This is a genomic window from Hymenobacter sp. PAMC 26628 (assembly GCF_001562275.1).
In the GTDB taxonomy this organism is placed as follows: domain Bacteria; phylum Bacteroidota; class Bacteroidia; order Cytophagales; family Hymenobacteraceae; genus Hymenobacter.
Map to the genome: position 1 here is coordinate 4690339 of NZ_CP014304.1, position 25496 is coordinate 4715834.

Annotated in this window: 17 protein-coding genes and 2 pseudogenes; 7 read left to right on the top strand and 12 right to left on the bottom strand. The window is 63.6% G+C overall.

Annotation, left to right across the window (positions count from 1 at the left end; all coding sequences use genetic code 11):
• Positions 1-95: 95 nt before the first annotated feature.
• The 6 genes from AXW84_RS20310 to AXW84_RS20335 all read right to left on the bottom strand — a co-directional run bounded on the left by AXW84_RS20310 (position 96) and on the right by AXW84_RS20335 (position 12073).
• Positions 96-1550 carry a RagB/SusD family nutrient uptake outer membrane protein gene (locus AXW84_RS20310; protein WP_068237638.1) on the bottom strand — a complete coding sequence of 485 codons (1455 nt, stop codon included), beginning with the start codon at positions 1548-1550 and terminating at the stop codon, positions 96-98.
• Positions 1551-1568: 18 nt separating this feature from the next.
• Positions 1569-4814, bottom strand: a complete 3246-nt coding sequence (locus AXW84_RS20315) for a SusC/RagA family TonB-linked outer membrane protein (protein ID WP_082774016.1) — start codon at positions 4812-4814, stop codon at positions 1569-1571.
• Positions 4815-4905: 91 nt separating this feature from the next.
• A complete protein-coding gene (locus tag AXW84_RS20320; protein WP_068237644.1) occupies positions 4906-6099 on the bottom strand; it encodes a glycoside hydrolase family 88 protein in 1194 nt (397 codons plus the stop codon).
• A gap of 57 nt (positions 6100-6156) precedes the next feature.
• A complete protein-coding gene (locus AXW84_RS20325; protein ID WP_068239842.1) occupies positions 6157-7050 on the bottom strand; it encodes a PfkB family carbohydrate kinase in 894 nt (297 codons plus the stop codon).
• A gap of 281 nt (positions 7051-7331) precedes the next feature.
• On the bottom strand, positions 7332-10259 hold the full coding sequence (locus AXW84_RS20330; RefSeq protein WP_157887153.1) for a hybrid sensor histidine kinase/response regulator transcription factor: 2928 nt from the start codon (positions 10257-10259) through the stop codon (positions 7332-7334).
• A gap of 170 nt (positions 10260-10429) precedes the next feature.
• Positions 10430-12073, bottom strand: coding sequence for a right-handed parallel beta-helix repeat-containing protein (locus tag AXW84_RS20335; RefSeq protein ID WP_082774017.1), 1644 nt, complete (start codon positions 12071-12073; stop codon positions 10430-10432).
• Between the two features lie 435 nt (positions 12074-12508).
• On the opposite strand from AXW84_RS20335, the gene AXW84_RS20340 reads away from it, so the two are divergent.
• The 4 genes from AXW84_RS20340 (at position 12509) to AXW84_RS20355 (ending at position 17795) form a co-directional block, all read left to right on the top strand.
• Positions 12509-13540, top strand: coding sequence for a LacI family DNA-binding transcriptional regulator (locus AXW84_RS20340; protein ID WP_068237654.1), 1032 nt, complete (start codon positions 12509-12511; stop codon positions 13538-13540).
• Positions 13541-13761: 221 nt separating this feature from the next.
• On the top strand, positions 13762-14532 hold the full coding sequence (gene kduD, locus AXW84_RS20345) for a 2-dehydro-3-deoxy-D-gluconate 5-dehydrogenase KduD (RefSeq protein ID WP_068237656.1): 771 nt from the start codon (positions 13762-13764) through the stop codon (positions 14530-14532).
• 16 nt (positions 14533-14548) lie between these two features.
• The gene (kduI, locus tag AXW84_RS20350) at positions 14549-15379 is read left to right on the top strand and encodes a 5-dehydro-4-deoxy-D-glucuronate isomerase (RefSeq protein WP_068237659.1); all 831 of its coding nucleotides are present in this window, start codon (positions 14549-14551) and stop codon (positions 15377-15379) included.
• 136 nt (positions 15380-15515) lie between these two features.
• Positions 15516-17795 carry a GH92 family glycosyl hydrolase gene (locus AXW84_RS20355; RefSeq protein ID WP_157887154.1) on the top strand — a complete coding sequence of 760 codons (2280 nt, stop codon included), beginning with the start codon at positions 15516-15518 and terminating at the stop codon, positions 17793-17795.
• Between the two features lie 272 nt (positions 17796-18067).
• Here the strand turns inward: AXW84_RS20355 and AXW84_RS20360 are convergent.
• Positions 18068-18899 (bottom strand): annotated as a pseudogene (locus AXW84_RS20360) (IS5 family transposase).
• A gap of 68 nt (positions 18900-18967) precedes the next feature.
• Here AXW84_RS20360 and AXW84_RS20365 point away from each other — a divergent pair.
• Positions 18968-19800: pseudogene (locus tag AXW84_RS20365) on the top strand (IS5 family transposase).
• A gap of 206 nt (positions 19801-20006) precedes the next feature.
• Here AXW84_RS20365 and AXW84_RS20370 read toward each other — a convergent pair.
• The 3 genes from AXW84_RS20370 to glyA form a co-directional block, all read right to left on the bottom strand.
• The gene (locus tag AXW84_RS20370; protein WP_068237664.1) at positions 20007-20357 is read right to left on the bottom strand and encodes a hypothetical protein; all 351 of its coding nucleotides are present in this window, start codon (positions 20355-20357) and stop codon (positions 20007-20009) included.
• A gap of 93 nt (positions 20358-20450) precedes the next feature.
• On the bottom strand, positions 20451-21350 hold the full coding sequence (gene tatC, locus AXW84_RS20375) for a twin-arginine translocase subunit TatC (RefSeq protein WP_335339477.1): 900 nt from the start codon (positions 21348-21350) through the stop codon (positions 20451-20453).
• Between the two features lie 94 nt (positions 21351-21444).
• The gene (gene glyA / locus AXW84_RS20380; protein WP_068237670.1) at positions 21445-22737 is read right to left on the bottom strand and encodes a serine hydroxymethyltransferase; all 1293 of its coding nucleotides are present in this window, start codon (positions 22735-22737) and stop codon (positions 21445-21447) included.
• Between the two features lie 165 nt (positions 22738-22902).
• On the opposite strand from glyA, the gene AXW84_RS20385 reads away from it, so the two are divergent.
• Both AXW84_RS20385 and AXW84_RS26275 read left to right on the top strand, forming a co-directional pair.
• Positions 22903-24174: a tetratricopeptide repeat protein gene (locus AXW84_RS20385; protein ID WP_157887156.1), complete on the top strand. Its 1272-nt coding sequence runs from the start codon at positions 22903-22905 to the stop codon at positions 24172-24174.
• Positions 24175-24241: 67 nt separating this feature from the next.
• Positions 24242-24364, top strand: coding sequence for a hypothetical protein (locus AXW84_RS26275; RefSeq protein WP_257722069.1), 123 nt, complete (start codon positions 24242-24244; stop codon positions 24362-24364).
• A gap of 87 nt (positions 24365-24451) precedes the next feature.
• Here AXW84_RS26275 and AXW84_RS20390 read toward each other — a convergent pair whose 3' ends face one another.
• Together AXW84_RS20390 and AXW84_RS20395 are read right to left on the bottom strand one after the other, a co-directional pair.
• Positions 24452-24934 (bottom strand): DinB family protein, encoded by a 483-nt coding sequence (locus tag AXW84_RS20390; protein ID WP_068237676.1) that lies wholly within the window; start codon positions 24932-24934, stop codon positions 24452-24454.
• Positions 24935-25017: 83 nt separating this feature from the next.
• Positions 25018-25440, bottom strand: coding sequence for a DoxX family protein (locus tag AXW84_RS20395; protein WP_068237679.1), 423 nt, complete (start codon positions 25438-25440; stop codon positions 25018-25020).
• Positions 25441-25496 lie beyond the last annotated feature (56 nt).

Below are 25496 nucleotides of genomic sequence, written 5' to 3' on the forward strand. Positions count from 1 at the left end.
TGGCAAGGCCCGCGCACGAAGCCTGCGAGGTTGCAGCTTCGAGGCAACTGGCTATCTCACCACGGAGCCAGTGCGGCGCGGGCCCTGTCGCAGGTTTAGTAGCCGGGGTTTTGCGTCAGGTTGGGGTTCAGGGCCAGCTCGCGGCTGGGCAGCGGAAACAGCCGGTTCTCGGGGCGGGGGTTGAGGTTGCTGTTGGCTGGGTCCAGGGTGGTGTAAGCGGCCTTAAAGGCGAGCATGGTGCTCACGTCCTTACCCCAGCGAATGAGGTCGTACCAGCGCTGTCCTTCGAAGCACAGCTCTACGCGGCGTTCCTGCTCGATGGCCAGCTGCGTATCGGGGCCCGAGAGGGTGAGGGGCTTGGCGGCCAGGCCCGCGCGGGTGCGGATGCGGTTGATTTGCGGGATGGCCAGCGCCGTTTTGCCATTGTTGTTGAGGGCCTCGGCGTACATGAGCAGCACGTCGGCGTAGCGCAGGATGGGCCAGTCGTTGTCGCCTTCGTTGATTTGCGTCACCGGATAAATGAGCTTTCTGGCCCAGTAATACGGGTCATTAGTCACCGCGCCGACAAACACGCTGATGTAGGCCGTTTTCCGCGCGTCGCCGGCTTCAAACGCGTTGTACAAAGCCAGCGTACCGATGCACGTGCTGTTGCCAGCGACGCCCGTGATGGTGGTGCCCGAGTTCGCCGGGGCCATTTCGTGCACGAACCGGTTGCCTTCCTGGAACCCGCTGGCCGCGTACTGCGCGGCAAAAATAATTTCGGCGTTGTTGTCCTTGCCCAGGCCGAACACGTTGGCCGGGTTGGGCAAAATCTGGTAGGGATTGGGGTTCAGCACGAGCTGGGCCAGCTTGGCTTCGGCGTCGGGCCATTTCTTCTCCTGCAGGTACACTTTGCCCAGCAGGGCCTGGGCCGCGCCCTTGGTGGCCCGGCCGATGTCGGCGGCCGAATAGGTGGCGGGCAGCGCCGCCTCGGCGTCCAGCAAGTCCTTCTCAATCTGCGCGTACACGGTGGCCACCGGGCTGCGGCTGTAGGTGTACGCATCGGATTCGCTCGTGATTTCAGTGAGCACCAGCGGCACGTCGCCGAAATAACGTACGAGGTTAAAGTACATCAGGGCCCGCAGGAATTTGGCCTCGCCGGTGTACTGGGTTTTGGTGGCGGGGAGGGCAAACGGAATCGGGTCAATCCGGGCAATGATGACGTTGGCGAAGGAAATAGTGCGGTAGGCATCGTTCCAGGCAGTCGACAGGGGCGGCGTGGAAGGCAGCCAGGTCTGCTTGTCGAACGGCCCCCGGTTGACTTCGCTCTCGCCAAAGGTGCGGGTGTCGTCGGCGGGCAAGTCCGCGTACTGGTAGTAGTCGTTGTAGATACCGCGCAGGTTGCTGTAGGTACCCGTCAGGGCCAGCTTGAAGTCCGCTTCGCTTTTGTAGAAGTTAGCGACCACGATGTTGTCGGCGGGCGTGAGGTCGACGAATTTTTGGCAGCCGCTGCCGGCCAGTACCAGGCCGGCCAGCAGCGCCAGGCGCCGGGAGAGAGTGTACCGTTTCATATCGAGAGGATTAGAAGATTAAAAAGCAATGTTGACGCCAGCCGTGTAGGTCCGGTTGGCCGGGTAGGCTCCCTGGTCGAGGCCCGGCCGGATAATCGCGGGGTTGGTACTGGTGGAGAAGGGGCCGGCGTTGATGCTCACTTCGGGGTTGAGGCCGGGGTACTTGGTGAAGGTGAGCAGGTTCTGGCCCGTTAGGTAGAAGCGCACCGATTGGAGCTTGGCCCGCTGCAATACGGCTCCCTGAAGGGTGTAGCCCAGCGACACGTTGCGCACCCGCAGAAACGAGGCGTTGAAAACGGCCCGGTCAATGAGCTGGTTGCCAAAGTTGAAGCCACCGGAACCCGCCATCGTGTACCGGGCATCGGTCGGGTGCTCGGGGTCGAACATGTTGTCGGCCACTTCGTGGGTGTTGTTGAAGCTGCCGTTGCCGTTCTGGTTGCGCAGGTTCGCATTAACCACCTGAATGCCCTGCACCCCCTGCACCGTCACGGAGAGGTCGACATTCTTGTAAGCCAGGGTCTGGGACAAGCCGTAGAGGAAGTCGGGCACGCCCTTGCCCACCTTGACGCGGTCGGCTTCCGTGATGACGCCATCGCCGTTGGTGTCCTGGATGATGTAGTTGCCCACTTTGTCGCCCTTGTTGCCGGTCTGGGCGTACTTGGCCAGGTCGTCGGCGTTCTGGAAAATGCCCAGCGCCCGGAACCCGTTGAAGTCGCCCAGCGGGTCGCCCACCCGCACCTGGTACACGTTGGGCCAGTTCTGGGCCGGCTCGCCGGGGAACAAGGCCGGGCCGCCCAGGTCCAGCACTTTCGAGCGGTTACCCGAAATGTTGCCGTTGATGGTCCACCGCACGGCCCCCACTTTCAGGTTGGCGGTGGCCGCCAGCTCCAAGCCGCGGTTTTGCAGTTCGCCCACGTTCTTGCGGTAGTTCACGGCGTAGCCCACGGTGCCGGGCAGGTCGCGGTTGAGCAGCATTCCCTGGGTCAGGCGGTTGTAGTAGTCCAGGGACACCGAAAATTTATCGTTCAGAAAGCCCACGTCCACGCCCAGGTCGGTCTGGCTGTTCTTCTCCCAGGTCAGGTCGGGGTTGGCCAGGCCACTCTGGGCGTAGCCGATGGCCCGCGCGTTGTTGAAGCTGTAGTTGCGCCCCACCACGCTGTTGAGGTAGTTAAAGCTGCCAATGTTGGCGTTGCCGGTCTGGCCGTAGCTGGCGCGCAGCTTCAGCTCACTCACGGCATTTTTCAGCCCCTCCCAGAAGGACTCTTCGCTCACGCGCCAGGCCACCGAGGTCGACGGGAAGTAGCCGAAGCGGTTGTTGGGCCCGAAGCGCGAGGAAGCATCGCTGCGCAGCGCGGCCGTGGCGATGTACTTGCGCTTGTAGTCGTAGGTGACGCGCCCGACGTACGACAAAAACGCGTTCTGGTTGTAGCCCAGGTCGCCCGTTCGGTCGGGCGAGGCCAGCGGGTTTTCCAGCAGCGTATTGGCAAACGAGCCGGCGCGCCCGGCCACGGCCGTGGAGCGGGCCTGAAACTTCTGGAGCGAGTACACCCCCAGCACCGTGAAATTGTGGTCGCCCAGCGACTTGGTATAGGTGGCCGTGTTTTCCCACAGGTAATCAAACGATACCAGCTGTGACTCGCGGGCGAACACCGTCGAGATAAAGGGAGTGGACAGGTTGGCCGCTTGGGCCGCGTCGGAGGCCAGCGTGGCCGGAATGTAGGCGTGCTGCTGGTCGATGTTGAGCGTGGCCCCGCCGCTGGTTTTCAACCGCAGCCCGGCCAGGGGCTCCCACTCCAGGTAGGTGTTGGCGAACACCCGGTAGTTGTTCAGCCGGTTTTGGTTGAGGTCCACCACCGCCACCGGGTTATACAGGTTGTTTTGGTAGAACTGACTGCCGTTGGGCTGGCGCTCGGGGGCGTTGTAGCCCTGGCCGTAGTCGCCATTGGCCCGGAACACCGGAATGGTAGGCGGCATGAAAATGCCCAGGGCCGTGACGTTGGGCACGCCGCGGGTGCCCACGGTTTCGCTGCTGTTGGAGCCGCTGTAGGCCCCGGCGGCCGACTGCTGGTTCTGGATGGAGTAGGACGGGGCCACCGTGAAGCCGACTTTGAGTTTGGGCACCAAATCGGCATCCATGTTAAAGCGCAGGTTAAAGCGCTGGTAGTCGGTGCCTTTCAGTACGCCGTCCTGCTGGAAGTAGCCGCCCGACACCGCGAACCGGGCCCGGTCGTTGCCGCCCGACGCCGAGAGCTGGTACTCCGTAATTTTAGCGTTGCGGTAAATCTCGTTCTGCCAGTTGGTATCCGAGAGCGTGGAAAGGTCGGTGATGGCATCGAACGCGATGACTGACGGAGGGTTGGGATAGTTGCGCGTCCGGGCCAGAAACTTCTGGTACTTCACATAGTCGTCCCGGTTCAGCACGTCGAGCTTCTTGTTCACTTGCTGCAAGCCCGTGTAGGCCGTGAGCCGGAACACCGTTTTGCCGGCCTGCCCGCGCTTGGTGGTCACGATGATGACGCCGTTGGCCGCCCGCGAGCCGTAGATAGCCGCCGAGGCCGCGTCCTTCAGCACCTCAATCGAGGCGATGTCGCTCGGACTGATGGTGGTGAACTGTGACGCATCCTGCAAGGGGTAGCCGTCCACCACGTACAGCGGGTCGGCGGTGGTGCCCAGCGAGCCGCCGCCCCGGATAACGATGCTCGGCGGCGCGCCCGGCGTGCCGCCCCGGTCCGAGGTCACGGTCACGCCGGGGGCCAGGCCCGCCAGCGCCTCGCCGGGCGTGCCCACCGGCTGCCGGCTGATGTCCGCGCCCTCGATGGTGGAAATGGCCGTCGACACCACTTTGCGCGACTGCGTGCCGTAGCCCACCACCACCACGTCGTCCAGCTTTTGGGTGTCTTCCTTCAGCGTCACGTTGATTTCCGCCTGGCTGCCCACGGCGATTTCTTGCGCCAAGTAGCCGATGGAACTGATGCGCAGCACCGGGTTGGCGATGGTGGCGGGGATGTCCAGCGCGAACGAGCCGTCGGGGCCCGTGGTGGTGCCCAGCGTGCTGCCCTGCACCAGCACCGTCACGCCGGGGATGCCTTCACCCTTACCATCCACGACCCGGCCGCTCACCTTGGCCGTGGGGTTGGGCCGGGCCAGCCGGAAATAAGCACCGCCGGGCGCGGTGCCGGCCGGGAAGGCCTGCGCCGGCAGCGCCAGGCCACTAAGCAGCGCCGGCACCACCAGCCACCGCGAAGAGAGTAAATGAGGAGTCATGGGAATGGAGAAATGGGTGAGAAAAGTGCGTTAAATGGCCCGGCAGGCGCGGGAGTGGCGAACCAGCCCCGGCCCCCGGCCACGGGAAAAGCTATAGCTGGTAGGCCGGCAGCTGGCGCAGGGCCTCGTAGCGGAGCAGGGCTTCGAGGTAGTAGTAGTCGGCGTACACCAGCGGCACGTCCACTTCGGATTTGGCCGGCTTGGAGCCCACGCTGTGCTTGAGCAGGAAGTTGTTGTTCTCGCCCAGTCGGGCCCGGTAGGCGGGGCTGGCCAGGCTTTGCAGCATCTTCACCGCCGCCTGGTAATAGGCTTTGCCGGCGGGGCCGGAGTAGGTGCACAGCTCCAGCAGGCCCGAGGCCGCCACGGCCCCCGCCGAAGCGTCGCGCTCCTCGTTCGGAATGCCGGGGGCGTTGAAATCCCAGTAGGGAATCTTGTCGGCGGGCAGGTGGGGGTGGTGCAGGTAGAAGTCGGCAATGCGCTGGGCCTGGGCCAGGTACTTGGGGTTTTTGGTTTCGCGGTACAGCACCGTGTAGCCGTACAGGCCCCAGGTCTGCCCCCGCGCCCAGGCCGATTCGTCGGCGTAGCCCTGGGCGGTTTGGCGCTTCAATACTTTCCCCCCCGGCCCGTAGCACACCACGTGGTAGGAGCTGTAATCGGGTCGGAAATGGTTTTTGAGCGTGCTGTCGGCGTGCGAGACGCAGATGTTGTAGAACCGTTTGTCGCCCGATTCCCGCGCCGCCCAGAACAGGTACTCCAGGTTCATCAGGTTGTCGATGATAACGGGGTAATTGTAGCCTTTGAATTCGTCCCAGCTTTTAATCACGCCATACTCCGGGTGAAAGCGCGTCGCCAACGATTGCGCCCCGGTGAGCAGGATGGGCCGGTAGGCCGGGTTTTTGGTGAGCCGGTAGCCGTTGCCCAGCGCGCAGTAGAGCATGAAGCCCAGGTCGTGGGTACTGGTGTTGGTTTGCTCCGGGGTCAGGTTCAGGCTCCACTTATCGGCGGCGGCTTTCCACTTGGGGTCTTTGGTTTGTTCAAACAGGTACCAGAGTGAGCCCCCGAAAAAGCCGCTGCACCACCACGAGGTCGGCATGTCCTTCCTCGTGCCGTCGGGGTTGCTCGACTGGGGCGTGCGCTTCACGTCCGGGTGGGTTTGCAGCATCCGCTCGTACTGCTGCCCGGCCAGGGCAAATTCCTTGGCCACGTTGAGCGCCGGGGCCTTTTGCGCCCAAACCGGGCCGGCCAGCAGCAGCAGCAAAAACAGGAGGCGGGCCTTTTTAAACATGGGGGCGAGTGGGCGCAAATGAGTGGGTTGAGCAATGCGAAAGGAAACGGCCGGTGCTCAGGGTGCGTGGAGCAGGGCGAGGAGGTCGGTTTCGGTAAGGGCGGGGGAAGCGCCGCGCCGGCCGGCCACCACGGCCCCGGCTGCGCAGGCCCGGCGCAGGCACTCGGCGGGGCCGGTGCCGGCCGCCCACCCCGCCAGCAGCGCCGCCAAAAACGCATCGCCGCAGCCGATGGGGTCGGCCACGGCCACCGCGTAGCCGGGGCTGTGGTACCACATGCCTTCGGCGTAGAGCACGGCCCCGGCCGCGCCCTGGGTGAGGCACACGGCCCGCAGGCCAAAATGCCCGGCCAGCCACGGCAGCGCCGTGCTGGCGGCGGCCGGCTGGCCCAGCCAGCCCATGACCTCGGCCAGCTCGGTTTCGTTGAGCTTCACCAGGTCGGCCTGCTGGAGCAGGTACTTCACCACTTCACGGGCGTAATTCGGGGGGCGCAGGTTGAGGTCAAATACTTTGAAGGCGGCGTGCTGGAGCAGCCGGTACAGGGTTTCGCGGCTCACCGGGCTGCGGGCGGCCAGCGAGCCGTACACCAGCATCTGGCCCTGGGCCACGGCCGTGCGCAGGGCCCCGGTGTGCTGGATGTAATCCCAGGCCTGGGGCCACGCAATCTGGTAGCTCACCGGCGCACCGCTGGCCCCGATGTTGGCCTTCACGACGCCGGTGAGGTGGGTGTCGCTGCGCTGCACCAGGGCCGGGTCGAGGCCGCGAGCGTCCAGAAAGGCCAGCAGCTCGTGGCCCAGCTCGTCGTCGCCTACCCGGCTGATAAGCTGCACGGGCTGCCCGAGCTGGTGCAGGTGCAGGGCCACGTTGCCGGGGGCCCCGCCGGGCTGGCGGCCGGTGGGCAGCATGTCCCACAGGGTCTCTCCAAAGCAGACGATGGCGGCGGATGGCAACATGATGGCGTTGATTTTTGACAAATGTCAGCGCCCCGCTAAAGCAGAGCCTGCTCATTTAGCACAAACTCATGCACAAATCCTTCATCCGCACTAAATATCAGTAACTAACTTATTTTTAACTGTTTAAGTCTTAATAAATCAGGGAATACGGCGCAGACTTGTACTTTTGTAGCAAGCCTTGAAAAAATGCGCGGGGGGCACGGCGGGGTTTTCCCGATTGGCAGTGCCTGTTTCAACCGGTGCTGGCACTGTTCCGGGCCGCGCGCCTCGTGCCGGGCATTTTAGCCCTCCGGGGTGGTATGGAAGGCGCGAAATTCGGAGGGCGAAACCTGGTACTTCGCTTTGAAGCTGTTGGAAAAATACGACGGCGACGAAAAGCCCAGCTCGTAGCCCACCTCCGCGATGGTGAGAGCGTCGTCGAGCAGCAGCTGGCGGGCCTTGGCCAGGCGAATGCCCTGGATAAATTCCGTCACCCCGGTGCCCAGCAGGGCCTTTACTTTTCGGTAGAGCTGCATCCGGCTCAGGTTCAGGCTGCGGCCCACGTCGTCCACATTCAGCTCGGTGCGGCTCAGGTTGGCTTCCACGATGGCCGTGAGGTCGGCCAGGAACTGCTGGTCGGGGCGGGTGGGCGCCACGGTGGTCTTGTCCAGGCTCAGCTCACGCTGAAAATGCGCGCGCTGGCGGGCCCGGTTGGCCAGCAGCGTGCGCACGCTTTCCAGCAGAAAAGCGGGGTTGAAGGGCTTGGTCAGGTAGAGGTCGGCCCCGGCCTGCACGCCTTCGAGCTGCTGCTCGGGGGCCCCGCGGGCCGTGAGCAGGATGACCGGGATGTGGCTCGTGCGCCAGTCCTCGCGCAGGCGGGCCACCACTTCCAGCCCGCTCAGGCCGGGCATCATCACGTCGCACACCACCAGGTCGGGAATGAGGTCGGTGGCCAGGCGCAGGCCGTCGGGGCCATCGGCGGCGGTCTGCACCTGGAAATTGGTCCGCAGCTTGCGCGCCAGAAAGTCGCTCACCTCGGCGTTGTCCTCGATGACGAGCACCAGCGTGTCGCTCGGCTCATCGGCGGGCAGGTCCGTAACGGTTGCCTCGGCCGCCGTTGCCAGGGCAGCGGCCTCCGCCGGCAGGTTGGGTAGCGCGGGGCGGGCGGTTTCGGGGGCGGCTGAAGGCGGGGCGTGCAGGGCGGCAGGCAGCTCGCGGGGCAAGGTCAGCTCGAAGGTGCTGCCCTGCCCCGGCTGGCTCCGCAGGGCCAGCTGGCCCTGGTGCAGCCGGGCCAGCCCCAGCGCCAGCGCCAGCCCCATGCCCGAGCCCTGCGCCGTGCCCGTCCCGTCGGCCCGGCCCTGGTAAAACCACTCGAAAATGTGCGCCCGGTCGGCCTCGCTGATGCCGTGGCCGGTGTCTTCCACGCTGATGCGCACGGTGCGGCTCGCCGCGTCGCCGAGTTGGAGGCGCACGGTAATCTGCCCTTGCTCGGGGGTGAATTTGAGGGCGTTGGAGAGCAGGTTGAACAAAACCTTGTCCAGGATATTGGGGTCGAACCACGCCCGCAGCACCGGCACGGCCGGCAGCCAGTGCAGCCGGATGCCGCGCAGCCGGGCCGGGCGCTCGAACACGTCCACGATTTCGCCCACGAAGTCCACTAAGTTGCCCTCGCTGGCCCGCACGGGCATTTTGCCCACGTCCATCTTGCGGAAATCCATGAGCTGGTTGACTAGCTGCAAGAGCCGCTGGGTGTTGCGGCGCACCAGGCCCAGGTCGTGGCGCTGGGCGGCGGTCAGGCCCGCCTTGCCGGTCAATAATTCCTCCACCGGCCCCAGAATCAGGGTGAGGGGCGTGCGCAACTCGTGCGAGAAATTCGTAAAAAAGCGCAGCTTGGCCTCGGTGTCGGTGCGGGCCTGGGCGGCCAGCGCTTCGAGCTGGTTGCGTTGCCGGCTGATTTCCTCGTTTTGCACCGTCAACTGCGCGTTGATGCGCGTGTTTTCTTCGTTCTGGGCCGTGATTTGGGTGTTGATGCGGGCATTTTCCTCGTTGCGCAGGGCCAGCTGGCCGTTGAGGTGACGCTGCTTCCGGCCCGCCCGCCAGGCCAGGGCCCCAAAGCCGGCCACCGCCAGCAACGCCCCCAGCAGGCCCAACAGCAGCGTGTGCTGGCTGGCGTAAGTGGCTTGCAGGGCCCCCACCAGCGCCTGCTGCCGCTCAATGTCCTGCTGCTGGCTGGCCAGCTGGTCGGTTTGCTGGCGCGTCATCAGCACGTTGGCCGCATCGATGACGGTGATGCCCAGCGCGTTTTCGCGCTCGTACGGCTGGTGGTTGAGGACGCGCAGGGCCAGGCGGATGGCTTCTTCCCCGCCCGGCAGCTGCCGGATGGTGGCCGCCAGCACGCCGTCCTGCACCAATTGCAAGCCATTGCCCGGCCCCGGCAGCCCGTCCACCCCAATGATGCGAATTTGCCGGGCGCGGCCCAGCTCCTGGCACACCCGGTAGGCCCCCAGGGCCAGCACGTCGCTGTGCGCGAAAATGACGTCCACTTCCGGGTGGGCGCGCAGCAGGGCCGTCAGCTCGGCCTTGGCGCTGAGCCCGCGCCAGCTGCTCGACACCTGGCCCACCAGCTGGAGGCCGGGGTAGGCGGCCAGGCCCTGCACAAAGCCCCGGTGCCGCTCGGCGGCCCCCAGCGTGCTGGACAGCCCCTGCACTTCGACCACGTGGCCCTGCTGGCGCGGCAAGCTCGCCGCGTAGCGGGCGGCGGCCTGGCCCACTTCCAGGTTCGAGCTGCCCACGTAGGCCGTGTAGTGGCGCAACCCCATTTGCTGGTCGAGCAAGATTACTGGTACCCCCCGGCCGTAGGTTTCCTCCACGGCAGCAGCTATAGTCAGCACCTGGGTTCCGCAGGGCGAGACAATCAGCAAATCTACTTCGCCGGGGCCCAGGGCGCGGATTTGGGCTTGTTGCCGCTCCGTGTTGCTTTGGCCGTCGAGCATCCGAAACTGCACCTCGGGGTGAAAGCTCAGCTCGCGCCGCATCCCTTCCAGCATGGCTTGCCGCCAGGCTCCCGCGGTATTGCACTGCGAAAATACGATGCGGTAGGTTCGGGGCTGGGGGCCCGAAGGCGTACAACCCGCCAGCAGCCCCATGCACAACGCCCACACGATTTGCGGGCGGGCCCAAAATTCGGGCCACGCAAACGATTTGATGCAGCGCAACTGAGGCGGGGTCAAGTTTAAAAAGAGTGGGTAACGAATAGGGAAAGGTAACAGCAAATGCGCGGGAATGGGAGTAGTTTGGCCGGAAACAGGCTTGCTTTAAAAATGCCCGCTGCTACGGCTTTTGCCAGAAGCAGCGGGCACCCTTTATTACCGGCCCAGAAATATTCGCCGGCCGGCCCCCGCTACTGCCCCAGCGAAAGCGCCTGGCTCACGCGGCCCGCCGGCGTGGTCAGCAGCACGTGGTACAGGCCGGCCGCCCGGGCCGGGGCCCTGAACTCCTTTTTATGCGCGCCGGCTGGCTCGTCGCCGTCCACTAGCAAGGCCACGCGCCGGCCCAGGCCGTCGAGCAATTCGAGGCGCACGGGCCCCGGACTGGCGGTGGTGTAGCGCAGCATGACCAAGCCGACGGAGGGGTTGGGATAGACTTCGAGCGCGGCCAGCGCTTCAGCACCAGCTCGGGCGGCGAGCGGCATGGCGGGCGCCACGGCGCGCTCGTAGGCCCCCAGGTCGGGCAGGCTGCCCGCCACGCGCGGGTTGCCGGCCAAGTCGGTGGCCGAGAGCTTATTATTCACGCCCTTGTCGATGGCCGGGCTGCCGGCGTTGAGCGTGAAGTCCGAGCTGAACGGGTCCGTGCTGGGGCTGATAAACTGGGGGTCGGCCACCACCGCGTTGGTGTTGGGAATCGTGCCGGTGTTATTGTTGGTGAGCGAGGTGCCGGTGCCGCCGAAAAACAGGTTGGCGTTGAGCGTGACATTGCTGGCGTACTTGACCTGGACCGTGTACTTGGTAGCGGCCACGGCGATGTTGTTCTGGACCAGCACGTCCGAGGCGTAGGCTACCCCCAGGTCGCCGCCGTTGTTGGTGTCGGTTTTCACGTTGTGGTAGAGCGTGTTGTTAATGATGTCGCCGTGGTCGCTCTGGAAGAAGACGATACCGGCCCCGCCGTTGTCCACCACCAGGTTGTTGGCCACGAGCGTGCGGCCCGTGTAGCCGAAGTTGCGGTGCGAATCGACGATGATGCCGTTGCCGTCGGTGTAGCCCTTGCACACGCCGCCGGTGAACCAGGGCACGAGCAGCTGGTTGCCGAAGCAGCGGTTGTTGCGGATGATGGTGCGGTAGATGTCGGTGCGCGTGTCAAAGTCCCAGCCCCCGAGTACGCTGATGCCGCTGGCCCCTGTATTGGTGTACCAGGCGCAATTGTACACCAGGTTGTTCTCGATGGTGATGTAGTCGGCCCGCGCCGACCCCATGCCGCCGCCCGGGCACTCAAAGATTTCGTTGTCGGCCATGCGGATGTGGTGCGGGTGGACGGTGGCCGTGCCCTTGACGGCGATGCCGCTGCCCTGGTAGCGCGCGTCGTAGCCCCCGGTCGGGTTGGCGCAGCTATTGGTCTGGTTCAGGGCATCGGCCAGCAGGATGTTGCGGTTATTGCCCTGCAGTCGCAGGCCGAGGACCTCGATATAGGACACCCCCTGGCCCGGCTGGTTTACGTCTTCGCCGATGTAGACGCCGTAGTAGCCGCTGAATTGCAGCAGGGGCTTGGCATCGCCGGGGTAATTGCGAAAGGTGATGGGCGCGCTGGCGCTGCCCGAGTACTTGACGTAGAGCAGGCTGCTGCCCGTGGTGATGTAGGTGCCGGCCCGGATGTAGACCACGTCGCCGGGCGTCTGGGCCCGGTCGGCCGCGTACTGGATGGTAGCGAAGGGCGCGGCCAGCGTGCCCGCATTGGTGTTGCTGCCCCCATCAGCCTTGACGTAGTAGTCGGTTGCGTGGGCCCCGGACAGGCTGGCGGCGGTGAGCAATGAAGCTAGCAGAAATCTTTTCATTTGAAAAAAGTGGGTAGGATTTGAAATAGAACCGCCAGCTAATTGCCTCGCACGGTGAAAGACTTATTGAATACAATTCACATCGGAAAAATTATAAAAAACATCCCTGTTCTGCCCCGTCATTTAATTGCTGTACTGCTACAATTGCGCCCCATAGCCGCAGGCTAATTGGGGTTAGCTTAACCAAGTTGCGCGCTTTTCACCTTAGCGGCAAGTTTTTACGGGCTTATTTGCCTCTAATTGGTAAAATAATTCCCGCAAGCGCTGCCGCAAACGCTTGCGGGAATTATTTTAGCGGCGCGGCACTACCTTCAAAATGTCTTATTGCCACTTTAGGCCGTCTGCCGCTGCGTGGCCTGCGTCTACGCGCCGCCGCAGGGCGCGGCGCGGTAGTACACCGGCGTTTCTTGCCAATATCCACTTCGCCCTATTCTTATGAAAAGCACGCCGGTCACCCTCAAGGCCATTGCCAGGGAGCTGAACATTTCCTTGTCTACCGTGTCGCGGGCCCTGCGCGGCATGCCCGAGGTGCACGCCGACACCCGCGCAGCCGTGCACCGGCTGGCCGCCGAGTTGGACTACCAGCCCAACCAATTGGCCACCAACCTGGCCCACAGCCGCACCAAAACCATTGGCGTGCTCATGCCCAGCCTAAGCTACCATTTTTATTCGGCCCTGCTCAGTAGCATCGAAGACGCGGCCATGCTGGCCGGCTACAGCGTGCTGGTGTGCCAGTCCAACGAATCGCACCTGCGCGAAATTACCAACATCCAAAACCTGATGCGCAGCCAGGTAGAAGGCTTTTTAATTGCGCTTTCGCGCGACACCAGCAGCTACGAGCACATCGAGCGCCTCACCCGCAAGAATTTCCCGCTGGTGCTGTTCGACCGTTGTGCCGACGGCATCGCGGCTTCTAAGGTTATCATTGACAACGAAGCGGCGGCCTTCAACGCCACCGAGCACTTGATTGAGCAGGGCTGCCAGCGCATCGGCTTCCTGGCGGGGCCCCCCAACCTGCTCATCAGCAGCCAGCGGGTGGCCGGCTACCAGGCGGCCCTCGCCCGGCACGGGCTGCCCGCCCGCCGGGAGCACCTGCTCCACTGCGACTTCACCCAGGAAGACGCCATTGCCCAGACTCAGAAGCTATTAAGCCAGCGCCAGCTCCCCGACGGCCTGCTTGTGGTGAGCGACCGGGTGGCGTTTCCGGCCATGTACACGCTCAAGCAGCGGGGCGTGCGCATTCCCCAGGACCTGGCCATTGCCAGCTTCAACAACGAGCCGTTTGCCGCGCTGCAAACGCCGGGCCTCACCAGCGTCAGCCAGCCCCTGCCGGAAATGGGCATCGAAACCGTGCGGCTGCTGCTCCGGCAGCTCGACGCCGACCACGAGCAGCCCCCGCTTGAAACCAAAGTGCTCGGCACGCAGCTGGTCATCCGGGAATCTTCGCTGCGCAACGCACTTCCCTGAACCCGCGGCCGGCGCTGCTACGGGGCTTGTGGCGGGCAAGCGGGCGGGCCGGGCTAGGCCGTGCGCCACAAAATCAGGGCCGCAAGCGCTGCCGCAAACGCTTGCGGCAACAAAACCGGAAATTCGCTTTTTTTTGTCAGTATCACCCCGTAACCTTGGCCCACGGGCCCCGCTACTAGCCAGCCGGTGTCATCAAAATCACTACTAATCCGGGCCCAGTAATGAGTAGTTTTTCGCCGTTCAGCCTGGCTGGCAAGCGGGCTTTGGTTACGGGCTGTAGCCGGGGCATTGGCCAGGCAATGGCCGTGGGCCTGGCGGCGGCCGGGGCTGACATCATCGGTGTGTCGGCCTCGCTGCCCCCCAGCGGCAGCGAGGCCGAGCAGCAGGTGCGGGCCCTGGGCCGGGAGTTCCGCGCCTACCAGGCCGATTTCAGCCGGCGCGAACAAGTTGACGCGTTTATTGCCCAGGTGCAGCAGGATTTCCCGCGCATCGACATCCTGCTAAACAACGCGGGCACCATCCGCCGGGCCCCCGCCGCCGAGCACGCCGACGCGCTGTGGGACGAGGTACTGGCCATCAACCTGGATGCCCCGTTCCGGCTGGCCCGCGAAATCGGCCGGCAGATGCTGGCCCAGGGCAGCGGCAAAATCATCTTCACGGCCTCGCTTCTGTCGTTTCAGGGCGGCGTGACGGTGCCCGGCTACGCGGCCAGCAAAGGAGCCATCGGCTCGCTGGTGAAGGCCCTGGCCAATGAATGGGCCAGCCGCGGCGTCAACGTGAACGCCATCGCGCCCGGCTACGTGGAAACCGATAACACCGCGGCCCTGCGCCAGGACGCCGACCGCAGCCAGGGCATTTTGGCCCGCATCCCGGCCGGGCGCTGGGGCCGGCCGGAGGATTTCCAGGGACCGGCCGTTTTTCTGGCCTCGGCCGCCGCCGATTACGTTCATGGTACCATCCTCACCGTCGACGGCGGTTGGATGGGAAGGTGATTTTTCAAGCAAAAACATGACCCAAAGCTACGCCAGCAGCCCCCGCGAGGTCGCTGCTTTCTCCACCGCCGCCCTGCGGGAAAACTTTCTCATCGAGACGATTTTTGAGCCCGGCCAGGTGCGGCTGGTGTACTCGCACTACGACCGCCTGGTGGTGGGTGGGGCCCTGCCGGGGACCGGGCCGCTGCTACTGCCGTGCCCCGAAGCCCTGAAAGCGGCGTATTTTTTGGAGCGCCGGGAGTTGGGCATCCTCAACATCGGCGGGGCCGGCCGGGTGCTGGTCGACGGCATCGCCTACGACTTGGGAGCGCAGGACTGCCTGTACGTGGGCCGCGGGGCGCAGGCCGTCGATTTCAGGAGCCTGAACGCCAGCGAGCCGGCTAAGTTCTACCTGCTGTCGGCCCCGGCGCACGCGGCGCACCCCACCGCCCGGCGCACCCAGGCCGAAGCCACGCCGGTACGCATGGGCGCGGCGGAAACCGCCAATGCCCGCACCATCTACAAGTACATCTACGCCGAAGGCATCCAGAGCTGCCAGCTGGTGATGGGCCTCACCCAGCTGGAGCCGGGCAGCGTGTGGAACACCATGCCCGCCCACACCCACGACCGGCGCACGGAAGCTTACCTCTACTTCGGCCTGCCCGAAAACCAGCGCGTGCTGCACCTGATGGGCCAGCCGCAGGAAACGCGCCCGCTGTGGGTGAGCAACGAGCAGGCCATTATCTCGCCGCCGTGGTCCATCCACTCGGGCTGCGGTACCAGCGCCTACGCTTTCATTTGGGGCATGGCCGGCGAAAACCGCGAATACACCGACATGGACCCCGTGCCCCTCCACGGACTGTTTTGACTTTCAACTACTCGCAACTGAAGTTTGCCCCTTGAGCACTATGCTGCGTCAGCGAAAAATCGGGTTGCCGCTCGCACCGCCTGGGTGCCAGCAACTCGCGCGGACGACCAATCAGATGACTAATAATAGGTATTGCATGAACACGAAAACAATGACGGCGCGGTGCCGGACCAGCGGTTGGCTGGCGCTGGCGGGACTTCTATGCGTTGGGGTTCCGGCCGCCGGCCAGCAGCTGGGCGGGGCCCCGGCCCGCGCCGCCAAAGCGCCCAAGGCCCGGCAGCCGGTGGACTACGTGGACCCCAACATCGGGGTAATCGATACCGACGGCTACAGCAACTGCGTCATCGGGCCGCAGCTGCCGTTCGGCTCCATCAACCCGAGTCCGCAAACCGCCAAGGGCAGCCACGACGGGTACGCGCCTGACCAGCCCATCCGTGGCTTCGGCCAGCTGCACGTGAGCGGCACCGGCTGGGGTAAGTACGGGCAGGTGTTTCTCTCGCCGCAGATTGGCCTGGCTACCGGCGAGGAGGCGCACGATTCGCCCAAGGAAAACGAGCACGCCACGCCCTACGAATACGCGGTGAAGTTGAGCCGCTACGGCATCGGCGTGGCCGTGACGCCGGCCGCGCACAGTGCCATCTACCGGTTCGAGTTTCCAAAATCCGACGACGCGCACCTGCTGCTCGACATCACGCACTGCCTCGTGCGCGACATCGTGCCCTTTGTGGGCGGCAAGGTATTGGCCGGGCGCGTGGCGTTCACAACTCCCGCCCACGACGAAATCCGGGGCTACGGCACCTACCGGGGTGGGTTTGGCGGCGGAGACTACAATGTGTACTTCTGTGCCCGGCTCAGCCAGGCGCCCACCGCCGTCGGCACCTGGCTCAATGGTACGGTTAGCCCCGACCAGGCCGCCGACTCATTGCGCCAGCCCAACGACCGGGTAGGGGCTTATTTCAAGCTCCGCAGCACGGCCGGCAAGGCTGTGTACCTCAAGATAGGGGTTTCGCTGAAGAGCACGGCGCAGGCGGTTCAGTGGCTGGATGCGGAGATTCCGGGCTGGAACTACGCGGCGGTGAAAAAGCAGGCCCAGGCGGCCTGGAATCAGCAGCTGGCCAAGGTGGAAGTAGCGGGCGGCTCCGCCTCGGAGCGCCGCATCTTTTACACGGCCCTGTACCACGCGCTGCTCATGCCCCGCGACCGGACCAACGACCTGCCCGACTTCGGCAAAGACGTGCCGGCGTGGGACGACCATTTTGCGGTGTGGGACACCTGGCGGACGATGTACCCGCTCCAGGTGCTGCTCAACCCGGCCATGGTGGCGGGCACCATCAATTCTTTCGCGGCCCGCCTGGCCCAGAACGGGGTGGTGAAGGACGCCTACATCGCCGGAAATGACATGGTGGAGGAACAGGGCGGCAACAACGTGGATAACATCATCGCCGACGCCTACGTGAAAAAGCTGCCCGGCGTGGACTGGAACAAGGCCTACGAGGTGCTGCGCTACCACGCCGACCAGGAGCGCCTGGGCAGCTTTGCCTGGCGCAAGGAGGAGCCGCTGCTAGGCTACTACAAGAAGCAGGGCTGGATTCCGTTCGGGCCGATGGCCGGCAACATGACCCTGGAGTACGCTTACAACGATTTCTGCGCCGCCGAGGTGGCCCGCGGGTTAGGCCACTCCGCCGACTACGCGCGCTACCTGGCCCGCAGCAAAAAATGGGTGGCCCTGTGGAACCCCGCCGCCGAAAGCGACGGCTTCAAGGGCTTCATCGTGCCCAAAACCCAGGACAAGGATTTCCTACCCATCGACCTGAAGGCCCGGCAGGCCTCGTGGCGGCAGTTCTTCTACGAGGGCAGTTCCTGGACCTATTCCTGGTTCGCGCCCCACCAGATTGATACGCTCATCGTGCTCAACGGCGGCAGGGCCGCCTTCGTCACCAAGCTGCAACATGCCTTCGATTACAAGCTGCTCCAGGCCGACAACGAGCCCTCTTTCCTGACCGTGCAGCTGTTTCAGCACGCGGGCCGCCCCGATTTGAGCAGCTACTACGTGCGCCGCCTCATGCGCCAGGGATACACCGAAAAAGGCTACCCCGGCAACGAGGACAGCGGCGCAATGGGCTCGTGGTACGTGTTTTCCGCGATGGGCATCTTCCCCAACGCGGGCCAGGACCTGTATTACCTCACCAGCCCGGTCTTCCCCGAGGTGAAGCTGCGGCTGCCCCAGGGCCAGCTCTTTCGCATCATAGCTCATCACGCCAGCCCGGAAAACATTTATGCGCAGTCGGTGAAGCTCAATGGGAAGCCGTACGCCAACTTTTTCATCACGCACGAGGACATCGTGCGGGGCGGCGTGCTGGAGTTTGAGATGGGGCCCGTGGCTGCTACAGAAGAAGGGAAGCAGGCAAAGAAATAATCGGCCTTGGTCCTACCAAAGTGGCATGTTCCTGCAAATACGTGCATTCATCAATTCTTGAGGGTTGTTTAAAGCAGGTTGGTGGTATTAGCTCAAATACGCTTCGAGGCTTCAACAACCTGGGTTAGTACGGCGCAAAGACCAAAGAGCGGCCCTATCCATACCTAAAGCGGCCAGCTGGGAGAATTTTCCTTTTTTGAGAAAAACCCTATCGGAGCAGTTTCTGATATTGGCCTTTTTATAGCAATGGGGGATAAAACGACTCTAAGAGGCTATCCAAATAGGCAGTTATACCAGGTGATTCGCGCAAGCAAAATGAAGCATGGCCAGGTAGTTTTCGGGCTTTTTGGCCCAGCGAATGAGCAAGTGCCGGAAGCGGTTGCGCCAGGAGTGGGTCCGCTCCACGGCCCAGCGCCGGGCTTTCTGGCCGGCTTTTTTGGCCTGGACTTCTTCCCCCCGCGGGCGGATGTGGGCCGTGTAGCCGAGGGCCGCCAGCAGTTCGCGCACCTGCTTCGAGGCGTAGCCGGCAGCCAGGCACAGCCCCTGCTGCCCGCCCGCCGCCCGGTGGGCGTCGCGGGCGGCTTCGGCCTGGGGCGGCACGCTGGCCCAGGTGCTCTCCACCAGCTTCCCGTCGTGGCGGTTGGCCCCGTCGAGCACCAGCCCCACCGGGATGCCCCGGGCCTCCGTCAACAGGCTGCGCTTGACGCCGCCGTTGCCGCGGTCCGGGGGGTTGGGCCCCGTTTTTTTTTCCGCCCAGCGGCGCTTTGTGCAGCGAGCCGTCGAGGGCCATCCAGGCAAAGTTTAACCCAAGCAGCTCGTCGTAGTCGCCCAGGGCCTCGTCCCAGCGGCGGGCAAATACGCCCGCCTGCACCCACTGTTGGAACCGACTGTGGGCCGTGGAGCTTTTGCATAACCCGTCGCATCCAATGCTTTCCACTGGCAACCCGTGCGCAGAACGAAGAAAATGGCGCTCAGTACCTCCCGGTCCGCAAGGCGGCGGCGGTGGCAGCCCAAAGGGTGGGCTTTGGGCACATGGACCGGCAAGAGCGGGGAAAGCCGCTCCCATAAGGTGTCGGAAATGGTAAACGCTTGAACTGTCGCCATAACTCCAACTTACAACCTATTTGGATAGCCTCTAAGAGGCTATCCAAATAGGGGATTAACTTTGGCTAATGGCGACAGTTCAAGAATTCACGATTTCAGACACGCTTTGGGCGCGGTTAGCGCCCCTGCTGCCCGCGCATGTGGGCAAGGCCCACCCGCTGGGCTGCCATCGGCCGCGCATCCCGGACCGGGACGCGCGGAGCGCCATCTTCTTCGTTTTGCGCACGGGCTGCCAGTGGAAAGGGCTGGATGCAACCGGTTTGTGCCAAAGCAGTACCGCCCACAGCCGGTTCCAGCAGTGGGTGCAAGCCGGCGTATTTGCCCGCCGCTGGGACGAGGCCCTGGGCGACTACGACGAGCTGCTTGGGTTAAACTTTGCCTGGATGGCCCTCGACGGCTCGCTGCACAAAGCGCCGCTGGGCGGAAAAAAAAACGGGGCCCAACCCCCCGGACCGCGGCAACGGCGGCGTCAAGCGCAGCCTGTTGACGGAGGCCCGGGGCATCCCGGTGGGGCTGGTGCTCGACGGGGCCAACCGCCACGACGGGAAGCTGGTGGAGAGCACCTGGGCCAGCGTGCCGCCCCAGGCCGAAGCCGCCCGCGACGCCCACCGGGCGGCGGGCGGGCAGCAGGGGCTGTGCCTGGCTGCCGGCTACGCCTCGAAGCAGGTGCGCGAACTGCTGGCGGCCCTCGGCTACACGGCCCACATCCGCCCGCGGGGGGAAGAAGTCCAGGCCAAAAAAGCCGGCCAGAAAGCCCGGCGCTGGGCCGTGGAGCGGACCCACTCCTGGCGCAACCGCTTCCGGCACTTGCTCATTCGCTGGGCCAAAAAGCCCGAAAACTACCTGGCCATGCTTCATTTTGCTTGCGCGAATCACCTGGTATAACTGCCTATTTGGATAGCCTCTAAGATAGCCCGCCTAACCTGTCCAACTTTTGGGGAGTACTACATTCTTTTGATTGGCGTCGCCCTTAGCACTCTTACCATATACTCTGTTGAGCTTAGAGGTAAGTCTAGCGTTCGTTAATCTTTCAGCATCTGTAAGACAATTACTTATAAGTGCTTCGGGGTACTTTTTGCGTAACGTTGTGCCTATTATTTTACTCAATTACTTTACTGGCAGCGTTTTCACGCTACCTGTTTGCTTGTTTACCTCGAAGGCGGCGCGGTTGGGCATGCGGTGGATCCAGTCGGTACGGGGTACTAGGACTTGCCAATAGGCCCCGAGATCGGTGGCGCGGGCTGAATCGATGACATATAAGTTGGCGTTAAATTGGCCTTGCAGGTATCGGCCGATGGCGGCGCGCGCCGCCGCTTCGGTGGAGGCCCCGGCAGGAACTGGAGTAGCTGCGGCCGAAACGGCTTCGGTAGTTGCAATGGTGGCGGGCGTTTGTTGGCAACTGCCCAAGGGGCTGGCGGCGGTTATGGCCCCTAGGATGATGAAGTGGTTCGGGCGCATGGTACTATACACCTAGTATATATAAGGAGGTGGGGCCGCGGGCCCGAAGGCGCCGTGGCTGGGGCCCCACCGAATGAAACCAGAGCATGTTAATTAGTTAACAGGCGGACCGATGGCGGTGCGGGCTTCTTCTTCGGCTTGCTGGCGGGCCAGCTTGGCATTGAGCCGGGCGGCGTCGCCGCGGCGCACCACGCGGGCAATGTGAATGCTAAGCTCGTAGAGGAGCAAGATGGGGATGGTGACGATGATCTGGGCCGTGATATCGGGCGGGGTGATGATGGCCGCGATGATGAGGATGACCACGATGGCGTGCTTGCGGTAGAGCTGCATAATTTCGGGCGTCACGACCCCGGCCTTGGCCAAAAAGAACACAATCATGGGCAACTCAAACACCAGTCCGCACGAGAGCGTCATGGTGGTGAGCGTGCTCAGGTAGCTCTGCAAGTCAATCTGGTTCTCAATGCTGGCGTCGACGGTGTAGCCGGCCAGGAAGTTGATGCTCATCGGGGCGGCGATGTAGTAGCCAAACAGCACACCCGCGACAAAGAGAATCGACACGAAGAACACGGCGCCCTGCGAGTTTTGGCGCTCGTGTGGGTACAGGCCGGGCTTAATGAAGCGCCACAGCTCCCAGAACAGGTACGGAAAGGCCAAGATGCAACCCGCAATGACGGACGTGCTGATGTGCATCGAGAGCTGCCCGCTCATCTCCCGGTTCTGGATGATGAAGTTAACGTGGTCGGCGCAGGGCTCGGCGTTACCGAAGAGCTTGCCCATTTTGCAGAACATCTGGTAGGTCCAGAAGTCGGCGCGTGAGGGCCCCAGGATCAGGGTGTGGAAGAGGAAATTCTTCGAAAAGAAGGCAATTGTGGCAAACACCACCACCGAAATCGCCGCCCGGATGACGTGCCAGCGCAACGCCTCCAGGTGGTCGATGAAGGACATTTCGTGCTGGTCGCCCAGCGAGGGGGAAGTTTGCGGTTGCGGTTGCACAGAACAGGAATTGGGGTAAACGGCTTCGGGGGCCCCGCCGGTGGGGCCCCGTGCGGGCCCACCAACTGGGCCCGCGCCGGGGCACCTACGAGATTTAAGCGAAGAGCGGGTAATCCTGGAGCCAGGCGTTCACTTGCCGGCGCACGTGGCCCAGGCGGGTGTCGTCGGCGTGGTAGGTCAGGGCCTCGTCAATGAGTTCCACAACGCGGCCCATGTCGGCCGTGCCCAAGCCGCGGGTGGTGATGGCGGCCGAGCCGATGCGCATGCCGCTGGTCACGAACGGCGACTTGTCGTCGAACGGTACCATGTTTTTGTTGATAGTGATATCAGCCTTGATGAGCGTGTTTTCGGCCAGCTTGCCGGTGAGGCCCTTCGAACGCAGGTCAATCAGCATCAGGTGGTTGTCGGTGCCGCCCGAAATAATGTTGTAGCCCAAAGCCGTGAAGCCCGCCGCTAGCGCCTGGGCGTTGGCGGCCACCTGCTTGGCGTAGGTCGTGAAATCGTCGCTCAGCGCCTCGCCAAAGGCCACGGCTTTGGCGGCAATCACGTGCTCGAGGGGCCCGCCCTGCGTGCCGGGAAACACGCCCGAATCGAGCAGGGCCGACATGGGCCGTACCTCACCCTTGGGCGTTTTAAGGCCGAAGGGGTTATCGAAGTCCTGGCCCAGCATGATGAGGCCCCCACGGGGGCCCCGCAGGGTTTTGTGGGTCGTCGTCGTCACGATGTGGCAGTGCTGGAATGGGCTGTTCAGCAGGCCTTTGGCGATAAGGCCGGACGGGTGCGAGATGTCGGCCAGCAGCAGAGCCCCCACCTCGTCGGCAGCTTCGCGCAGGGTTTTATAGTCCCAGTCGCGCGAATAGGCCGAGGCCCCGCAGATGATCATTTTGGGCCGCTCGCGGCGGGCAATTTCTTTCACCTTCTGCCAGTCAATCAGGCCCGTTTCCTGCTCCACGCCGTAGAAGCTGGGCTGGTAGAGCTTGCCCGAAAAGTTCACCGGTGAGCCGTGCGTGAGGTGGCCGCCGTGGCTCAGGTCGAAGCCCAGGATTTTATCGCCGGGGTTGAGGCAGGCCAGCATCACGGCGGCGTTGGCTTGGGCCCCGGAGTGGGGCTGCACGTTGGCCCAAGCCACGCCAAACAACTCCTTCACGCGGTCGATGGCCAACTGCTCTACCTGGTCAACTATCTCGCAGCCACCGTAGTAGCGCTTGCCGGGCAAGCCCTCGGCGTACTTGTTGGTCAGCACCGAGCCTTGGGCAGCCATCACTTGCTCCGACACGTAGTTTTCGGACGCAATCAGCTCCAGGCCATGGGTCTGGCGGATTTTCTCTTGTTCGATGAGGCCGAACACGGCGGCATCGTGAAGGCGGGCAGGGGCGGTGATTTCCATGGCCCAAAGGTACAATGGCTCCGCCACCCCGCCCACGGGCCTCGGGGCCACCAGCCGTGGCTTGGGCAGTTCGCAAATAAAACCATACCTTCATTTAAAAATACTAGTCAATCAGGCTATTCGATTATTTTATTCATTATCAATCACTTTTAAATACTATTTATTATGTCTACGCCACTTGCTGAGGTTCTGACGCACTTGCGCGTTGGCAACCAGAAATTTCTCGTTGATTTCTACCAGCAGCGCCGCGACGTGTTTGCCCGTTGGGCCCTGCGCCAGCACCAGTTGGGAGCCCCGGCGGCGTACGCGTTACTGCAAGGGGCCCTGCTTGATTTCTACGACCAAGTATCCGATGGCCGCCTCACGCGCTTGCCTCCCGACGTGCCGGCCCACGTGAACCAGTTGGCCGAGCAGCAACTGGCCGCTGCGGCCGCGCCCCTGCCCGCCGCCGAGGCCAGCCGCCGCCAGCAACGACTGGCGCACTTCCACCAACTCGGGACCGATTGCCAGCGGCTGCTGACGTATTTTTACTTCCACGGCTACAACTTCGGGCGAATGAGCGGCAAGCTAGGCTTTGCCAACCCCGCCGTGGCCCGCCGCCAGAAAGGGGCCTGCCTGCGCCGCCTGGTAGACCTGACGAACCCACCCCACGGCTTCCGTACGCACCTCGACGCGCTGGAGCGCTTCGCCGACGGGGCCTTGGACGAATCGGCTCAGGAAGCGTTTGAGCAGCGCTTGGCCACCGATGCTGACTTGGCGACAGCCTACGCCGCCTACGAACAGTTTACGGCCGATTTGCGCTGGGCAGCTGGCCACGACACCCTGCGCTTGCGCTTGCACCTGCTCGACCGCCGCCTCGACCAACGCACCACCTCGCTGGCCCGGCTCCAGCGCATCAGCCGCGGCCACCGGCGGCGCAGCCTGCTGTGGGCCATGGCGGCGCTGCTGGTGGCGCTGGGCACCGCTACCGCTTGGTGGACGACGAGCCGCACCGCCCAGCCCCAAGAAAGCTGGGCCAGCTACTACCGCTTCGACCCCGCGCTGGCCCTTACGCCGGCCCAGGAGCGCAGCCGCCCCCTGCTGGCCCAGGCCCTGGCCGAGTACCGCGCCGGTCACTACCCTACTGCCCTGCACACGCTGGGCCGCCTGTCGCCTAGCGAAATTGGCGCCGATACGCTGAGCTATTACCGGGGACTGTTCCTATTGCAATCGGGTGATAACCAAGCAGCTCAGCCGCCTCTGCACCGCTTAACTGAGGTCATAGGAGGGCCCTTGGCGCGCCGTGCCCTCTACCACTTGGGCATGGCTTATTGGCAGGCTCAGCAGCCCGCCGCCGCCCGCGACGCCCTGCGCCGCGTAGCCGCCGATTCGCTCAACCCTTACCAGACCAATGCATTGCGTGTGCTGGCCGCCGGCGTGCTAAATTCTCGCCCCTAACTTCAGCCCAACGCCAGGGCCCTGGCGCGCGTACACAGCAGGTATCCATCCTTAAAAAATCTGCACCATGGCCACGCCCACCAGCACCCCGAAGCACACCGACCCCGCCACCAAGAACAAGGAAAAAAAGAACGAAGAGGAAATCGTTGACAAGCCTTCGGGCAAGAAGGTGAAAACCCAGAAGAAGTAGGCTTCTTCCAAAAGCCAAAGAGCCCGGAGCGTCAGACACTCCGGGCTCTTTGGCTTTTAGCAAGCAGCGCATGATTAGCGCTACCGTTTATTTCCAGGTGTGCAGCAGGCGGCGCAGTAGAATGATTTCGCCGGTATGATAAGCTGCATGGTCGGCAATGAGAAAAGCTTCGCGCAAGATGGTTTGGCCAGTGCCGTGCGGCAAGGGCGCCAGTAAGTTGGTGCCGGGGGCATGCAGCAGATAAAGAAAGCGTTGCCGGTCCTGCCGAATGTAGTCCAGCGTTTCCTGCCACTGCTCTTCGTCAGCGGTGGCATCTTGGGTAGGCCAGTAGCCGTCCGGCCACTTTGGCGATTCGTGCCGGGGTTCAAAGCAGAACTCTACAATATCCCACTGCGCGATGCGCACGTGTTCGACCAGCTGCCAGATAGTGTAGGGCACCTCCGGTACGCGTTGGTTCCACTGCGCCGGCTTCAAGTCAGCGCAGGCTTCCTCAAAAGTAGCGTGGGCGTTGCCCTTGGTGAGCAGGCTGGTCAGCTCGGCCACCAGGCCCTTTTGGTTGGGCCGGTCCATGGGGGTTAGATTGCTTGCAGTCATGTAATTGCGGGCCCCAATGAGGCGGTGGTTTCCGGCGGGCGGTTTGAAAGACGCGCGGCCTATTTTTTCTTCATGAGCACTTTTAGGGCCCCGGTTGACCACAGCGCGCCGGCGATTAGCACGGGTTGGAAAAACAGCCGTCCGAGCCGCTTGGCATCGGTGTCGAGGCCGAAGGCGGAAATGCGGCTGGCGTACTGGTGCAGGTTGCCGGGGAAAATAAGCGTGTAGAATACGGCCAGGCCCACGCCCATGCGCACCCGGTTTTTTCCTTTTAAGAACAGCAGAGCCAATCCCAAGCCGATTTCTACCACCCCCGACTCCAGTACGACAGTATCCTTGTCTAGAGGCACAAAGTCAGGCACCTGCGCCTGGAAATCCTGCCAGGCAAAGGTGAGGTGCCCCGTGCCGGCTACAACCATGAAGTTGCCCAAGAGGCCGCGGGCCACGTTTTGCAAGGTTGTCGTTTGGGCTTTATGTGGCATAGCTTTAAGCGGATTGGCCGAAAGCTCGGCTATACGGTGAGCGATAATTTTTTGGC

Excerpts from the sequence above, each read along its gene's own strand:
- AXW84_RS20385 (WP_157887156.1), top strand. The coding sequence starts at position 22,903 with ATGTCTACGCCACTTGCTGAGGTTCTGACGCACTTGCGCGTTGGCAAC.
- AXW84_RS20390 (WP_068237676.1), bottom strand. The coding sequence starts at position 24,934 with ATGGACCGGCCCAACCAAAAGGGCCTGGTGGCCGAGCTGACCAGCCTG.
- AXW84_RS20320 (WP_068237644.1), bottom strand. The coding sequence starts at position 6,099 with ATGTTTAAAAAGGCCCGCCTCCTGTTTTTGCTGCTGCTGCTGGCCGGC.
- AXW84_RS20325 (WP_068239842.1), bottom strand. The coding sequence starts at position 7,050 with ATGTTGCCATCCGCCGCCATCGTCTGCTTTGGAGAGACCCTGTGGGAC.
- AXW84_RS20315 (WP_082774016.1), bottom strand. The coding sequence starts at position 4,814 with ATGACTCCTCATTTACTCTCTTCGCGGTGGCTGGTGGTGCCGGCGCTG.
- AXW84_RS20370 (WP_068237664.1), bottom strand. The coding sequence starts at position 20,357 with ATGCGCCCGAACCACTTCATCATCCTAGGGGCCATAACCGCCGCCAGC.
- AXW84_RS20310 (WP_068237638.1), bottom strand. The coding sequence starts at position 1,550 with ATGAAACGGTACACTCTCTCCCGGCGCCTGGCGCTGCTGGCCGGCCTG.
- AXW84_RS20340 (WP_068237654.1), top strand. The coding sequence starts at position 12,509 with ATGAAAAGCACGCCGGTCACCCTCAAGGCCATTGCCAGGGAGCTGAAC.
- glyA (WP_068237670.1), bottom strand. The coding sequence starts at position 22,737 with ATGGAAATCACCGCCCCTGCCCGCCTTCACGATGCCGCCGTGTTCGGC.
- AXW84_RS20335 (WP_082774017.1), bottom strand. The coding sequence starts at position 12,073 with ATGAAAAGATTTCTGCTAGCTTCATTGCTCACCGCCGCCAGCCTGTCC.
- AXW84_RS26275 (WP_257722069.1), top strand. The coding sequence starts at position 24,242 with ATGGCCACGCCCACCAGCACCCCGAAGCACACCGACCCCGCCACCAAG.
- kduI (WP_068237659.1), top strand. The coding sequence starts at position 14,549 with ATGACCCAAAGCTACGCCAGCAGCCCCCGCGAGGTCGCTGCTTTCTCC.
- AXW84_RS20395 (WP_068237679.1), bottom strand. The coding sequence starts at position 25,440 with ATGCCACATAAAGCCCAAACGACAACCTTGCAAAACGTGGCCCGCGGC.
- kduD (WP_068237656.1), top strand. The coding sequence starts at position 13,762 with ATGAGTAGTTTTTCGCCGTTCAGCCTGGCTGGCAAGCGGGCTTTGGTT.
- AXW84_RS20355 (WP_157887154.1), top strand. The coding sequence starts at position 15,516 with ATGAACACGAAAACAATGACGGCGCGGTGCCGGACCAGCGGTTGGCTG.